The organism is Saccharothrix sp. ST-888 (assembly GCF_000955975.1).
Classification (GTDB): Bacteria; Actinomycetota; Actinomycetes; order Streptomycetales; family Streptomycetaceae; genus Kitasatospora.
This window is the reverse complement of sequence record NZ_JYJF01000025.1, coordinates 15,712-29,131: the sequence shown is the minus strand read 5'-3', so window position 1 is coordinate 29,131 and position 13,420 is coordinate 15,712. Positions and strand designations below refer to the sequence as shown.

Below are 13,420 nucleotides of genomic sequence, written 5' to 3'. Positions count from 1 at the left end.
GAGACCCGTGCTGATCTCGCGTCAGTACTGCTCGACCAGGACAGTCATGGGCATCACCAGAGTGCCGCCGGTGTAGTCGAGTTGGGTGTCTGCCTACCACTCACGACACCGTCGTGACCGCGCCGGATCCGTGATCGTTGCCGCCCCGACCGAGGCCGGTACCGCCGATGGCCGGTACCGCCGCGATCGGGGCGGTCGTGCATCTGCCGGCCACCGCCATCGAGGAGGGACCTGTCCTCGATGGCGGTGGCCAGGCCGAGAGCGCCTACCGTCTGCTGCTGGCCTGACGGCCCGGCCTCACTTCAGGTGCCGGCCGAAGAACCGGTCCCCGTCCTCCTTCTCGAACCACGGGGTACCGACGTGTCCGCCGAGATTGGCGTGCAGCGTCTTCTCCTTGGTGCCGAAGGCGTCGAACAGGTCCAGGGCCCGCTGCCGGGGGTTCCCTTCGTCGTCCCACTGCAGCAGGAACAGCAGCGGAATGGTGACCTGCCGGGCCTCCTCGCGCTGGGCGCGGGGCACGTAACCCCCGGCGAAGAAGCCGGCGGCCGCGATGCGCGGCTCGACCACCGCCAGCCCGATGCCGACGGCGGTCCACCCCGCGTACCCGACCGGGCCGCCGATCTCGGGCAGCGAAAGGAGGGCGTCCAGGGTGGTCCGCCATTCCGGTACCGCCTTTTCGACCAGCGGGCCGATGAAGGACTCGAAGATCTCATCGACCGGCTCGCCGGCCTGCATCGCCCGGCGGAGGTCGGCGCGGGCCTGTTCGTCGGCGGCGGAACGGGGCCGGCCACCGCACCCGGGGGCGTCGATGGAGGCCACCGCGTAGCCGTTCGCCGCGGAGTGCCGGGCCCGGGCCACCAGCCGGGATTCCCCCTTGGGCAGGCCGTTGTTGTGGGCCATCAGGATCAGCGGGGCCGGTGCGGCGGATCGAGGCGTCCACAGGGTGCCGGGGATCTCGCCGAGGGTGAATTCGCGTTCGAGGACGCCGTCGTCGAGACGCTGTTCGGAGGTGAATCGCATGGTCGTGCCTTTCGGGAGTGCTCTTGAACGGCGCTCCCGGACGACCTATCGCCCGACCGTGACCCCGGAGGGGAGCACCCATGTCGATACTGCGTTCACGGGTACCACCTCCTCGTTCTCTCGCACGGCCTCCGGGAAAACTAGCAGTGGTCGCCGTGGTCCGCCAACAGGTTTTCGCGGAGGCTCCTGGGCCCGTGTGACGGGAGAGCTGCTCGGCCGCCGGCTCCCCCGTACCGCCGCCGTGCTCGACCTACAGGCGTCGGTGCTGCTCCGCCAGTTCGTCGGCGGACGCGGGCACTACTGGGCCGCACTCGCCGGAACCCTGACCCCCGAGCAGGAGTCCGCCCTGGGGCCCGGCGGCAACCCGTTCGCCGAACGGCCGGTCGTACGGAATCAGCCATCGCGGCTCAGCGCCCAGGACGAGAAGCTGTTCGCGGCCCTCGCCGCCGACGGACGGGCCAGTCTCGTCCACCTCGCAGCCGCGGCCGACCTCACGCCGGGCCGAGTATCACGACGTCTGCACGCGCTGCTTTCCGGCGGAGTGGTCCACATCGACGTGGAGATCGCACCGATGGCCCTGGGATACCGGGCCCGAGCGAACCTGTGGATGCGAACCCACCCGGGCAAGATCAAGGCTGTCGGGCGGGCCATGGCGCAGATGCCCGAGGTGGGATTCGCCGCCGCGGTATCCGGACCGTACAACCTCCATGCCGTCGTACAGTGCCGTGATCTCGACGAGCTGTTCGAGTTCACCACCGACCGCGTCGGAATCCTGCCCGGTGTCGAAGGCATGGAGATCAGCCCCGTCTTCTGCCAGATCAAGCAGGCCGGAACCCGAGTCGACGGTGACCGCCTGACCGACCCGTCGAGTGAACGCAGCCGCCGCTGACACCCGCGACAGGGAGACGCTCCGGGCGCGCTCTGCAACCACATCCCCGACCTCCGGGCACTCCGGGCGGGCACGGTGCCCCGCCGGCTCGAAGCCCGGACCAGATCGCGAAGAAGATCGACGCGAGCAGCCACGGTGCTTGGTGAGCGGAACAGAGATCGATAGCAACCCGATCCGCCGGTTCCCCTATGCGTGGCCGGGTACCAACTATCGCGTCCCAGCTCAGCCCGCCGCGAAGGCGGTCACGCTCAACCCGCCAACTCACCTGCTCATCTGCCAGCTGAAGCGCTCAGTCACGCAGCGCCGCAAGCGCCGCCGTCCGGCCTTGTTGCATGAATGTTCCGCAATGCGTATATTCATGCCAAGTAGCTGAGGAGGTACGTCATGGTTTTGCGCGTCGCCGTCGCCGGCGCCAGCGGGTACGCGGGTGGTGAGGTGCTGCGCCTCCTGCTCGGGCATCCGGAGGTCGAGATCGGAGCGCTGACCGGCGGGTCGAACGCCGGGGTGCGGTTCGGGGAGCTGCAGCCGCATCTGCTGCCGCTGGCCGACCGGGTGCTGGAGCCGACCACGCCCGAGGTGCTGGCCGGGCACGACGTGGTCTTCCTCGGGCTGCCGCACGGCCAGTCGGCGGCGGTCGCCGAGGCGCTCGGCGAGGACGTGCTGGTGGTGGACTGCGGTGCGGACTTCCGGCTGAAGGACGCCGCGGTGTGGGAGCGGTTCTACGGCTCCCCGCACGCCGGCACCTGGCCGTACGGGCTGCCCGAGCTGCCGGGTCACCGCGAGGCGCTCAAGGGCACCAGGCGGATCGCCGTCCCCGGGTGCTACCCGACGGCCGTTTCGCTGGCGCTGTTCCCGGCGTACGCCGCGAAGCTGGCCGAGCCGGAGGCGGTGGTGGTCGCCGCCTCCGGGACGTCCGGCGCGGGCAAGGCGGTCAAGGCGCACCTGCTCGGCAGCGAGGTGATGGGCTCGATGGCCCCGTACGGGGTCGGCGGCGGGCACCGGCACACGCCGGAGATGGCGCAGAACCTCGGTCCGATCGCGCAGGAGCCGGTCGTCGTCTCGTTCACGCCGACCCTAGCCCCGATGCCGCGCGGCATCCTGGCCACCTGCTCGGCCAAGGCCAGGCCGGGCACCACGGCCGCCCGGCTGCGCGAGGCGTACGCGACGGCGTTCGCGGGTGAGCCCTTCGTCCGGCTGCTGCCCGAGGGGCAGTGGCCGCAGACCAGTTCGGTCTACGGTTCCAACGCCGCGCTGATCCAGGTCGCGCTGGACGAGCACGCCGGGCGGATCATCGCGATCAGCGCGATCGACAACCTGGTGAAGGGCACCGCCGGCGGCGCGGTGCAGAGCATGAACATCGCCCTCGGCCTGCCTGAAGAGCTCGGCCTTCCCGTGAACGGAGTCGCACCGTGACAAGCAGTCGAAGCGCAGGCGTGACGGCGGCGAAGGGCTTCCGTGCCGCCGGGGTCACCGCCGGGATCAAGGCCTCCGGCACCCCCGATCTGGCGCTGGTGGTCAACGACGGCCCCTCGTTCGCCGCGGCCGGCGTCTTCACCTCCAACCGGGTCAAGGCCGCCCCGGTGCTCTGGTCCGAGCAGGTCCTGAAGGGGGGTCAGGTCTCCGCGGTCATCCTCAACTCCGGTGGTGCCAACGCCTGCACGGGCCCGCTCGGCTTCCAGGACACCCACGCGACGGCCGAGAAGGTCGCCGAGGAGCTGAAGCTCAACGCGGGTGAGGTCGCCGTCGCCTCGACCGGTCTGATCGGCGAGCGGCTGCCGATGGACATCCTGCTGCCCGGTGTCGAGCTGGCCGCCGAGTCGCTCAGCGAGGACGGCGGCGAGGCCGCGGCCATCGCCATCAAGACCACCGACACGGTGCACAAGACGGCGCAGTACGCCGGCGACGGCTGGACGGTCGGCGGCATGGCCAAGGGCGCGGGCATGCTCGCCCCCGGTCTCGCCACCATGCTGGTGGTGCTCACCACCGACGCCGCCGTGGACAGCCGGGGCCTGGACGCGGCGCTGCGCTCCGCGACCCGCACCACCTTCGACCGGGTGGACTCCGACGGCTGCATGTCCACCAACGACACCGTGCTGCTGCTGTCCTCCGCCGCCTCCCGGATCACCCCGGACGCGGCCGAGTTCGCCGAGGCCGTCCGTACGGTCTGCGACGACCTGGCCCGGCAGCTGATCGGCGACGCCGAGGGCGCCAGCAAGGACATCCGGATCGACATCGTGAACGCCGCCACCGAGCAGGAGGCGGTGGACGTCGCCCGGACCGTCGCCCGCAACAACCTGCTCAAGTGCGCCATCCACGGCGAGGACCCGAACTGGGGCCGGGTGCTGGCCGCGATCGGCACCACCGCCGCCGCCTTCGACCCGGACCGGCTGGACGTCGCCATCAACGGCGTCTGGGTGTGCCGGAACGGCAGTGTCGGCGAGGACCGCGCCCTGGTGAGCATGGCGGGCCGCGAGGTGGTCATCACCGCCGACCTGAACGCCGGCCGGGCCGCCGCCACCGTGTGGACCAACGACCTCACCGCCGACTACGTGCACGAGAACAGCGCCTACTCCACCTGAGCCGGGGGACACGAACACCGTGCAGATCGCACCCAAGGGCGAACAGGCCCGCAACAACACCGCACTGCCCAAGGCGATGACGCTGATCGAGGCGCTGCCCTGGCTGGAGCGCTTCCACGGCAAGACCGTGGTGATCAAGTTCGGCGGCAACGCCATGGTGGACGAGGACCTCAAGTCGGCCTTCGCCCAGGACGTGGTCTTCCTCCGCTACGCCGGGCTGCACCCGGTCGTGGTGCACGGCGGCGGCCCGCAGATCAGCGCGCAGCTGGCGAAGCTGGGCCTGGAGTCCTCCTTCACCAACGGCCTGCGGGTCACCACCCCCGAGACCATGGACGTGGTCCGGATGGTGCTGGCGGGCCAGGTGCAGCGCGAGCTGGTCGGCCTGCTGAACGAGCACGGTCCGTTCGCGGTCGGCATGACCGGCGAGGACGCGCACACCATGACGGCCGTCAAGCGGTACGCGGTGGTGGACGGCGAGCAGGTGGACATCGGTCTGGTCGGGGACATCGTCAACATCGAGGCCGGCGCGGTCAAGGCGCTGATCGCGGACGGCCGGATCCCGGTCATCTCCAGCATCGCGCGCGGTGTCGACGGCCACGTCTACAACATCAACGCCGACACCGCCGCCTCCGCACTCGCGGCCGCGCTCGGCGCGGAGATGCTGGTGGTCCTCACCGACGTCGAGGGCCTCTACTCGGACTGGCCCAACTCGGACGACGTGATCAGCCAGCTCGGCGCCAGCGAGCTGGAGAAGATGCTGCCGGAGCTGGCCAGCGGCATGCTCCCCAAGATGGAGGGCTGTCTGCGGGCGGTGCGCTCGGGTGTGGGGACGGCGCGCGTACTGGACGGGAGGGTGCAGCACTCGCTGCTCCTGGAGATCTTCACCGACGAAGGCATCGGCACCATGGTCGTCCCGGACGACGAGGCGACCGTCCTTGGGGGACTGGCATGACGAACGCGGCGACCTCAGGCAACGCACAGCTCACCCGGCGCTGGCAGCACGCGCTGATGAACAACTACGGCACCCCCAGGATCCCGCTGGTGCGCGGGGCCGGCGCGAAGCTCTGGGACGCCGACGGCAAGGAGTACCTGGACCTGGTCGGCGGCATCGCGGTGAACGCGCTCGGCACCGGCCATCCGGCCGTGGTCGAGGCGGTCACCCGGCAGATCGGGCAGCTCGGGCACATCTCCAACCTGTTCCTGGCCGAGCCGACCGTGCAGCTGGCCGAGCGGCTGCTCGGGCTGTTCGGCCGCGAGGGCCGGGTCTTCTTCTGCAACTCCGGCGCCGAGGCCAACGAGGCCGCCTTCAAGATCAGCCGGCTCACCGGCCGCACCCACCTGGTCTCCGCCCAGGGCGGCTTCCACGGCCGGACCATGGGCGCGCTGGCGCTCACCGCCCAGCCCGCCAAGCAGGATCCGTTCCGGCCGCTGCCCGGGGACGTCACGCACGTCCCCTTCGGCGACGTCGAGGCGCTGCGCGCGGCCGTCACCACGGACACCGCCGCCGTGTTCCTGGAGCCGGTCCAGGGCGAGAACGGCGCGATCCCGCTGCCGCCGGGCTACCTTGCGGCCGCCCGCGAGATCACTCGCGCGAAGGGCGCCCTGCTGGTGCTGGACGAGGTGCAGACCGGTATCGGCCGCACCGGGCACTGGTTCGCGTACCAGGCCGAGGAGGGTGTCGAGCCGGACGTCGTCACCCTCGCCAAGGGCCTCGGCGGCGGGCTGCCGATCGGTGCGACCGTCGCCTTCGGTGCGGCGGCCGAGCTGCTCCAGCCGGGCCACCACGGCACCACTTTCGGTGGGAACCCGGTGGCGGCGGCGGCCGGTCTGGCGGTGCTGGAGACCATCGAGGCCGAGGGTCTGCTGGAGCACGTCCAGAAGATCGGCGAGCGGCTGCGCAGCGGCATCGAGGCGATCGACGACGGGCTGCTCTCCCATGTCCGGGGCGCCGGGCTGCTGCTGGGCATCGTGCTGACCGCGCCGGTCGCCGCGCAGGTCCAGGCGGTGGCGCAGGAGGCCGGGTTCCTGGTGAACGCGGCGGTGGCGGACGCGGTGCGGCTGGTGCCGCCGCTGGTGCTGACCGAGCAGGAGGCGGACAGTTTCCTCGCCGCACTGCCGGAGATCCTGCGCACCGTACGGGCCGCAGCCCCCGACGCGAAGCACGGCGCGTAGTCCGGGAGAATTACCGGTATGACCGTATCCCAACCCGACCAGCCCGCCGCCGGTCCGACGCCGCAGGTTCCGCAGACCCGCACGGCCCGCCACCGGCGGATCGTGGACCTGTTGACCCGTCAGCCCGTCCGCTCGCAGAGCCAACTGGCCAAACTGCTGGCCGACGACGGACTCGTGGTCACCCAGGCCACGCTCTCGCGGGATCTGGACGAACTGGGCGCGGTGAAGATCCGCAACCGGGACGGCGCGCTCATCTACGCCGTCCCGGCCGAGGGCGGCGACCGTACGCCGCGCGCGCCGATGGGGGAGTCGGCCAGCGAGGGCCGGATGGCCCGGCTGGCCGGTGAGCTGATGGTCTCCGCGACCGCCTCCGGCAACCTGGTCGTGCTGCGGACCCCGCCGGGTGCGGCGCAGTTCCTGGCCTCGTCGATCGACCAGGCGGAGGTGTTCGAGATCATCGGCACCATCGCGGGCGACGACACCGTGCTGCTGATCAGCCGCGACCCGGCCGGCGGCCAGGCGCTGGCCGACCATCTGATGCAACTGGCCCAGTCCAAGACCCAGTAGTACCCGGACGGCGCCGGACGGGCAGCGCCTCAGGGGCGCGAGGACCCGTCCGATCCACTGCGTGCGCGGGAGACCCCGCAGCCACCCGGTGGATCGGACGGGCCTCGCGCCCCTGAGTGTTTTCCGCCTCCTGGTCCATCCCTCGGAACGGATGGCCGAGCAGGTTTTGATTTCCATACGCCGTCATGCATACTTATACTCATCGCCGTATGGGACACGCATACCGCTGACCCACCCCTGTTCGCACTGTTGTGAAGGAGAAAGCCGTGACCGAGCGCGTCGTACTCGCCTACTCGGGCGGTCTGGACACGTCCGTCTGCATCGGCTGGATCGCCGAGGAGACGGGCGCCGAGGTCATCGCCGTCGCCGTCGACGTCGGCCAGGGCGGCGAGGACCTCGACGTCATCCGTCAGCGCGCGCTGGACTGCGGTGCCGTCGAGGCCGAGGTCGCGGACGCCCGCGAGGAGTTCGCCGACGAGTACTGCCTTCCCGCCCTCAAGGCCAACGCCCTGTACCAGGGCCAGTACCCGCTGGTCTCCGCGCTCTCCCGGCCGGTGATCGTCAAGCACCTGGTCGCCGCCGCGCAGAAGCACGGCGCCACCACCGTCGCCCACGGCTGCACCGGCAAGGGCAACGACCAGGTCCGCTTCGAGGTCGGCATCAACTCCCTTGCCCCCGGCCTGAAGTGCATCGCCCCGGTGCGCGACTACGCGATGACCCGGGACAAGGCGATCGCCTTCGCCGAGTCCAAGGGCCTGCCGATCGCGACCACCAAGAAGTCGCCGTACTCGATCGACCAGAACGTCTTCGGGCGGGCCGTCGAGACCGGCTTCCTGGAGGACATCTGGAACGCCCCGATCGAGGACGTCTACGAGTACACCCAGAACCCGGCCACCCCGCGCGAGGCCGACGAGGTCGTCATCACCTTCGAGGCGGGCGTCCCGGTCGCCGTCGACGGCAAGAAGGTGACGGTCCTCCAGGCCATCGAGGAGCTCAACAAGCGGGCCGGCGCCCAGGGCATCGGCCGGCTCGACATGGTCGAGGACCGCCTCGTCGGCATCAAGTCCCGGGAGATCTACGAGGCCCCCGGCGCGATCGCCCTGATCACCGCCCACCAGGCCCTGGAGAACGTCACCGTCGAGCGCGAACTCGCCCGCTACAAGCGGCAGGTGGAGCAGCGCTGGGCCGAACTCGTCTACGACGGCCTGTGGTTCTCCCCGCTCAAGCGGGCGCTGGACGGCTTCGTCAACGAGGCCAACCAGGTCGTCTCCGGCGAGATCCGGATGGTGCTGCACGGCGGCCGCGCGGTGGTCAACGGCCGCAAGTCCGACCAGTCGCTGTACGACTTCAACCTCGCCACCTACGACACCGGCGACACCTTCGACCAGTCGATGTCCAAGGGCTTCATCGAGATCTTCGGCATGTCCTCGAAGATCGCCGCCCGCCGCGACCTGGCCTGATCCACCCCGCTCAGCGGTCCCGGCTGCACCCCCTCGCAGCCGGGGCCGCCCCGCAAGGCACCCCCCTACCGCGCAAAGGAGCCACCCGCGATGCCGTCAGACCAGAAAGCAGATGTCCGTCTCTGGGGCGCACGCTTCGCCGACGGCCCCTCCGAGGCGCTGGCCAGGCTCTCCGCCTCCGTGCACTTCGACTGGCGGCTCGCGCCGTACGACATCGCGGGCTCCAAGGCGCACGCCCGGGTGCTGCACAAGGCGGAGCTGCTGACCGACGACGAGCTGACCGCCATGCTCGCGGGGCTCGACCGGCTGCTCGCCGACGTCGAGTCGGGGGCCTTCACCGGTACGGTCGCCGACGAGGACGTGCACACCGCCCTGGAGCGCGGCCTGCTCGAACGGCTCGGCGCCGACCTCGGCGGAAAGCTCCGGGCCGGCCGCTCGCGCAACGACCAGATCGCCACCCTGTTCCGGATGTACCTGCGGGACCACGCGAAGATCATCGGCGAGCTGGTCCTGGACCTCCAGTACGCCCTGGTCGGCCTCGCCGAGGCCCACCCGGACACCGCGATGCCGGGCCGCACCCACCTCCAGCACGCGCAGCCCGTCCTCTTCGCCCACCACGTCCTCGCGCACGTGCAGGCCCTCGGCCGGGACGCCGAGCGGCTGCGCCAGTGGGACGCCCGCACCGCCGTCTCCCCGTACGGCTCCGGCGCGCTCGCCGGGTCCTCGCTGGGCCTGGATCCGCAGGCGGTCGCCGCCGAGCTCGGCTTCGAGGGCGGTTCGGTGGCCAACTCCATCGACGGCACCGCCTCGCGCGACTTCGTCGCCGAGTTCGCCTTCGTCACCGCCATGATCGGGATCAACCTCTCCCGGATCGCGGAGGAGGTGATCATCTGGAACACCAAGGAGTTCGGCTTCATCACGCTGCACGACGCCTTCTCCACCGGCTCCTCGATCATGCCGCAGAAGAAGAACCCGGACATCGCCGAGCTGGCCCGGGGCAAGTCCGGCCGGCTGATCGGCAACCTGACGGGGCTCCTGGCGACCCTGAAGGCCCTGCCGCTCGCCTACAACCGCGACCTCCAGGAGGACAAGGAGCCGGTCTTCGACTCCTGCGACACCCTTGAGGTCCTGCTGCCCGCCTTCACCGGCATGATGGCCACCCTCACCGTGCACCGCGAGCGTCTGGAGGAGTTGGCCCCGGCCGGGTTCTCGCTGGCCACCGACATCGCGGAGTGGCTGGTCAGGCAGGGCGTGCCGTTCCGGGTCGCGCACGAGGTGGCCGGCGCCTGCGTCAAGGCCTGCGAGTCCCGGGGCATCGAGCTCGCCGACCTGACGGACGCCCAGTTCGCCGAGATCTCCGAGCACCTCACCCCCGAGGTCCGCTCCGTCCTCACCGTCCACGGCGCCATCGCCTCCCGCAACGGCCGGGGCGGCACCGCCCCCGCCGCCGTGGCCGCCCAGCTCGCCGACCTCAAGGCCGACCTCGCCGCCCAGCAGGCCTGGCTCAAGGCCTGAAGCCCCTCAGGGGCGGTGGGGTAACTCCTCAGGGGCGGTTGGGTAGCTCTTCAGGGGCGCGGGACTCTGCTCGACGAACCGCGTGCGCGAAGCGGAAGGTACGGCGCCGCACCCGGCCTCGGTGACCAACGTGCACCTCGTCGCTCTGGTAGGGCGGTGCACGTTGCTCCCCGCAGGAATCGTGCGGCGCCGTACCTCCCGTCTCGCGCAGTTCCCCGCGCCCCCAATAGTGCAACCAGCCCTCCGTGGGCACAGTGCAGCCCCCGTTCCTCCCGCTTCGCGCACGCGGTTCGTCAAGCAGAGCCCCGCGCCCCTGGTGCCTGCTCCACCCGCCCGGCAGGCCCGGTTGCCCGAGCCGGGCGGGGCGGTCCGGCCGATACTGGTGGCATGGGCGCCAGAGCCGCCGCCGCACTCCGCAGAGGGTTCCGAGGCCAGCTGATCACCCCGGGCGACCCGGAGTACGACGCCGCCCGGACCGTGTGGAACGGTGCGATCGACCGTCGGCCCGCCCTGATCGCCCGCTGCACCGGCACCCCGGACGTCCTGCTGGCCGTCGAGGTGGCCCGGGAGTACGGGCTCCCGCCCACCGTCCGGGGCGGCGGCCACAGCATCGCGGGTCATGCGGTCTGCGACGGCGGCCTGATGATCGACCTCTCGCCGATGCGCAGCGTCCGGGTGGACTCCGCCCGCCGGACCGCCCACGCACGGCCGGGCGCCAGCTGGGCCGAGTTCGACCGGGAGACCCAGCGCTACGGCCTGGCGACCCCGGGCGGACTGATGTCCGCCACCGGGATCGCCGGCACCACCCTCGGCGGAGGCTTCGGCTGGCTCAGCCGCGCGTACGGGCTGACCTGCGACAACCTGCTGGAGGCCGAGCTGGTGACGGCCGACGGACGGGTGGTCACGGCCAGCGCGGCCCAGCACCCGGACCTGTTCTGGGGCATCCGGGGCGGCGGCGGGAACTTCGGCGTCGTCACCTCACTCTCCTACCGGCTGCACCCGGTCGGCCCGCAGGTGCTCTGCGGCGAGCTGTACTTCCCCGCCGACCGGGCGCCGCAGGTGCTCAGGGCCGTCCGCGGCCACCTGCGCGGCGCCCCCGACCAGCTGTTCGCCGTCTGCCTGCTCGGCATCGCCCCGGCGCTGCCCCAGCTGCCCGCCGACCTGCCCGGCACCCCGGTCGTGCGGATCGCGATGTGCCACGTCGGACGGCCCGAACGCGCGCGGGGCGCGATGGCGCCGCTGCGCGCCCTGCCGGGCGTGCTCGCGGACACGGTCCAGCTGCGCCCCTACACCGCCTGGCAGCAGATGTTCGACCCCGGCTGGGGGCCGGGGGCCCGCAACTACTGGAAGGCCGAGTACCTGTCCACCCTGGACGACCGCGCCATCGCCACCCTCACCAGGCACCTCGCGGGCATCACCTCACCGCTCTCCGACATCCGGCTCGCCTTCCTCGGCGGAGCCATCGCCCGGGTCGGCCCGGACGACACCGCCTACACCCACCGCTCGGCCCCCTACCTGCTCAGCATCAACTCCCGCTGGGAGCAGCCCGCCGAGGACGCCGAGCACACCGGATGGGCCAGGGAGCTGTGGAGCGCCATGCGGGCCTTCTCCTCCGGCGGCGTGTACGTCAACTTCCTCGGCCAGGAGGGCTCGGGACGGGTCCTGGAGGCGTACGGTCCGGTGAAGTACCGGCGGCTCACCGCGCTGAAGGACGGCTACGACCCCGGCAACCTGTTCCGCGTCAACCAGAACATCCCGCCCAGCTCCTGACCGGGTGAGTGGCCGTCACCTGCGGGGGCGGACGGCGGTCATACCGGGCGTGATCCCCGTCGCCGAGCTGCGCCCCGCCTTCGCCCCGCTCGCCGCCGCGCTGGCGTACCGGCACCGCCTCGACCCGCAGGACCTGGAGCAGGACGTCTGGCTGCGGGTGCTGGAACGGGCCGCCGAGGGCACCCTGCCGCGCGACCGGGTCTCCTGGGTCAGGGCGCTGACGATCCAGCTGACCGCTCAGCACGGCACCCGGCAGCCCGCCGGGCAGCTCGCCGGCCAGCCCGGCGAGCCCCGGCGGCAGCACCCGCCGGTACCCTCCGCCGAGGAGCAGCTGCTGACCGCCTACCGCCACCGCGCGGTACGGCGGGCGCTGGCCCGGCTGCCGGGACGCTGCCCCGAGCTGCTAGCCGTGCTGTCCGAGTCACCCGAACTGACGTACCGGCAGGTGGCCGAACGTCTGCGGCTGCCCAGGGGCAGCATCGGGCCCACCCGATCGCGCTGCCTGGGCTGTCTGCGGGCCCTGCTGTACAGCCACCGGCCGCCGAGTGACACGCACCACGTCGGGAGTCCGGAAGGTTGAGACCGGGGGAAGCCGGGGTAGAGCGGTGGCTAACGTCCCCCTTGACGGTGGCAGAGGCGGCCGGATACTGAGCGTGAGCGAGGGTCGGGCTCCGGAGACCACCGGGGTGCGGCGCTGCGCTACCCCCGGTCAGGGCCGATCCCCGTCCGGGCACACCTCCGGCAGAGCAACCGGCGCCGCACCCAGACCGGGTGCCGGGAACCAACGATGGGGAGGCCCCCGCACATGGGCATGAGCGTGATCATTTCGGTGGCGACCGAGGAGGACGCGGAGCAGATCCTCAAGCTCCAGTACCTCGGCTACCAGAGTGAGGCCGAGCTGTACGGCGACTGGGGCATCGAGCCGCTGACGCAGACGCTGGAGAGCCTGCGGGCCGAGCTCGCGGAGCGGCACGTGCTGGTGGCCCGGCTCGGTGACGAGGTCGTCGGCACCGTCCGGGGCCGGGTGGACGACAGCGGCGTGGCCCGGGTCGGCCGCCTGGTGGTCCACCCCCGGATGCAGCGCCACGGCCTGGGCGGCCGACTGCTGGACGCCGTCGAGCGGCAGCTGCTGGACGGGCACCGGGTGCGTTCCTTCGAGCTCTTCACCGGTCACCGCAGCCTCGGCAACCTCCGCCTGTACGCCCGGCACGGCTACCAGCAGCGGGAGGTGCGCGAGGTGAGCCGCCGGCTGAGCATGGTGACACTGGAGAAGCCGGTTCACGCCGAGCTCGCCGCCACCGCCTGAGACGCTTCCCATCGGCGCCCGGTCCACTCGGACCGGGCGCTTCTGCTTGGGCCGCCCGGATCCTTCGCCCCGCGACGACCGGGTCGTGTCCGCAATGCGGACACCTGATCCTGGTAATTGGGACCCTCCCTATTCGTCTGAT

12 protein-coding genes are annotated in these 13,420 nt (G+C 71.6%); 11 read left to right on the top strand and 1 reads right to left on the bottom strand.

Annotated elements, in window-relative coordinates; all coding sequences use genetic code 11:
* Nucleotides 1-297: 297 nt before the first annotated feature.
* Nucleotides 298-1,020 carry a dienelactone hydrolase family protein gene (locus tag UK12_RS11560; protein ID WP_045302555.1) on the bottom strand — a complete coding sequence of 241 codons (723 nt, stop codon included), beginning with the start codon at nucleotides 1,018-1,020 and terminating at the stop codon, nucleotides 298-300.
* A 196-nt stretch (nucleotides 1,021-1,216) separates the two neighbouring features.
* Here UK12_RS11560 and UK12_RS11555 point away from each other — a divergent pair, with 196 nt between their 5' ends.
* The 11 genes from UK12_RS11555 to UK12_RS11505 all read left to right on the top strand — a co-directional run bounded on the left by UK12_RS11555 (nucleotide 1,217) and on the right by UK12_RS11505 (nucleotide 13,278).
* The gene (locus tag UK12_RS11555; protein WP_231591156.1) at nucleotides 1,217-1,909 is read left to right on the top strand and encodes an Lrp/AsnC family transcriptional regulator; all 693 of its coding nucleotides are present in this window, start codon (nucleotides 1,217-1,219) and stop codon (nucleotides 1,907-1,909) included.
* Nucleotides 1,910-2,293: 384 nt separating this feature from the next.
* Nucleotides 2,294-3,322 (top strand): N-acetyl-gamma-glutamyl-phosphate reductase, encoded by a 1,029-nt coding sequence (argC, locus tag UK12_RS11550; RefSeq protein WP_045302554.1) that lies wholly within the window; start codon nucleotides 2,294-2,296, stop codon nucleotides 3,320-3,322.
* A complete protein-coding gene (argJ, locus tag UK12_RS11545; protein WP_231591155.1) occupies nucleotides 3,319-4,488 on the top strand; it encodes a bifunctional glutamate N-acetyltransferase/amino-acid acetyltransferase ArgJ in 1,170 nt (389 codons plus the stop codon). The genes argC and argJ overlap by 4 nt, the downstream gene beginning before the upstream one ends.
* Before the next feature lie 76 nt (nucleotides 4,489-4,564).
* Nucleotides 4,565-5,440 (top strand): acetylglutamate kinase, encoded by an 876-nt coding sequence (gene argB, locus UK12_RS11540; protein WP_045302619.1) that lies wholly within the window; start codon nucleotides 4,565-4,567, stop codon nucleotides 5,438-5,440.
* On the top strand, nucleotides 5,437-6,660 hold the full coding sequence (locus UK12_RS11535; protein ID WP_045302550.1) for an acetylornithine transaminase: 1,224 nt from the start codon (nucleotides 5,437-5,439) through the stop codon (nucleotides 6,658-6,660). Before argB ends, UK12_RS11535 begins: the two co-directional genes overlap by 4 nt.
* Nucleotides 6,661-6,678: 18 nt before the next feature.
* The gene (locus UK12_RS11530) at nucleotides 6,679-7,227 is read left to right on the top strand and encodes an arginine repressor (RefSeq protein ID WP_045302548.1); all 549 of its coding nucleotides are present in this window, start codon (nucleotides 6,679-6,681) and stop codon (nucleotides 7,225-7,227) included.
* 266 nt (nucleotides 7,228-7,493) lie between these two features.
* Nucleotides 7,494-8,687 (top strand): argininosuccinate synthase, encoded by a 1,194-nt coding sequence (locus tag UK12_RS11525; RefSeq protein WP_045302546.1) that lies wholly within the window; start codon nucleotides 7,494-7,496, stop codon nucleotides 8,685-8,687.
* A gap of 90 nt (nucleotides 8,688-8,777) precedes the next feature.
* Nucleotides 8,778-10,202 carry an argininosuccinate lyase gene (gene argH, locus UK12_RS11520; protein WP_045302544.1) on the top strand — a complete coding sequence of 475 codons (1,425 nt, stop codon included), beginning with the start codon at nucleotides 8,778-8,780 and terminating at the stop codon, nucleotides 10,200-10,202.
* A 387-nt stretch (nucleotides 10,203-10,589) separates the two neighbouring features.
* Nucleotides 10,590-11,972 carry an FAD-binding oxidoreductase gene (locus tag UK12_RS11515; protein ID WP_045302543.1) on the top strand — a complete coding sequence of 461 codons (1,383 nt, stop codon included), beginning with the start codon at nucleotides 10,590-10,592 and terminating at the stop codon, nucleotides 11,970-11,972.
* Nucleotides 11,973-11,976: 4 nt separating this feature from the next.
* Nucleotides 11,977-12,552 carry an RNA polymerase sigma factor gene (locus tag UK12_RS11510; protein ID WP_231591154.1) on the top strand — a complete coding sequence of 192 codons (576 nt, stop codon included), beginning with the start codon at nucleotides 11,977-11,979 and terminating at the stop codon, nucleotides 12,550-12,552.
* Nucleotides 12,553-12,783: 231 nt separating this feature from the next.
* The gene (locus UK12_RS11505; RefSeq protein WP_197084759.1) at nucleotides 12,784-13,278 is read left to right on the top strand and encodes a GNAT family N-acetyltransferase; all 495 of its coding nucleotides are present in this window, start codon (nucleotides 12,784-12,786) and stop codon (nucleotides 13,276-13,278) included.
* Nucleotides 13,279-13,420: the final 142 nt, after the last annotated feature.

Coding starts and splice junctions, on each gene's coding strand:
- UK12_RS11560 (WP_045302555.1), bottom strand. CDS start 1,020: ATGCGATTCACCTCCGAACAGCGTCTCGACGACGGCGTCCTCGAACGC.
- argC (WP_045302554.1), top strand. CDS start 2,294: ATGGTTTTGCGCGTCGCCGTCGCCGGCGCCAGCGGGTACGCGGGTGGT.
- argB (WP_045302619.1), top strand. CDS start 4,565: ATGACGCTGATCGAGGCGCTGCCCTGGCTGGAGCGCTTCCACGGCAAG.
- UK12_RS11535 (WP_045302550.1), top strand. CDS start 5,437: ATGACGAACGCGGCGACCTCAGGCAACGCACAGCTCACCCGGCGCTGG.
- UK12_RS11530 (WP_045302548.1), top strand. CDS start 6,679: ATGACCGTATCCCAACCCGACCAGCCCGCCGCCGGTCCGACGCCGCAG.
- argH (WP_045302544.1), top strand. CDS start 8,778: ATGCCGTCAGACCAGAAAGCAGATGTCCGTCTCTGGGGCGCACGCTTC.
- UK12_RS11515 (WP_045302543.1), top strand. CDS start 10,590: ATGGGCGCCAGAGCCGCCGCCGCACTCCGCAGAGGGTTCCGAGGCCAG.
- UK12_RS11505 (WP_197084759.1), top strand. CDS start 12,784: ATGAGCGTGATCATTTCGGTGGCGACCGAGGAGGACGCGGAGCAGATC.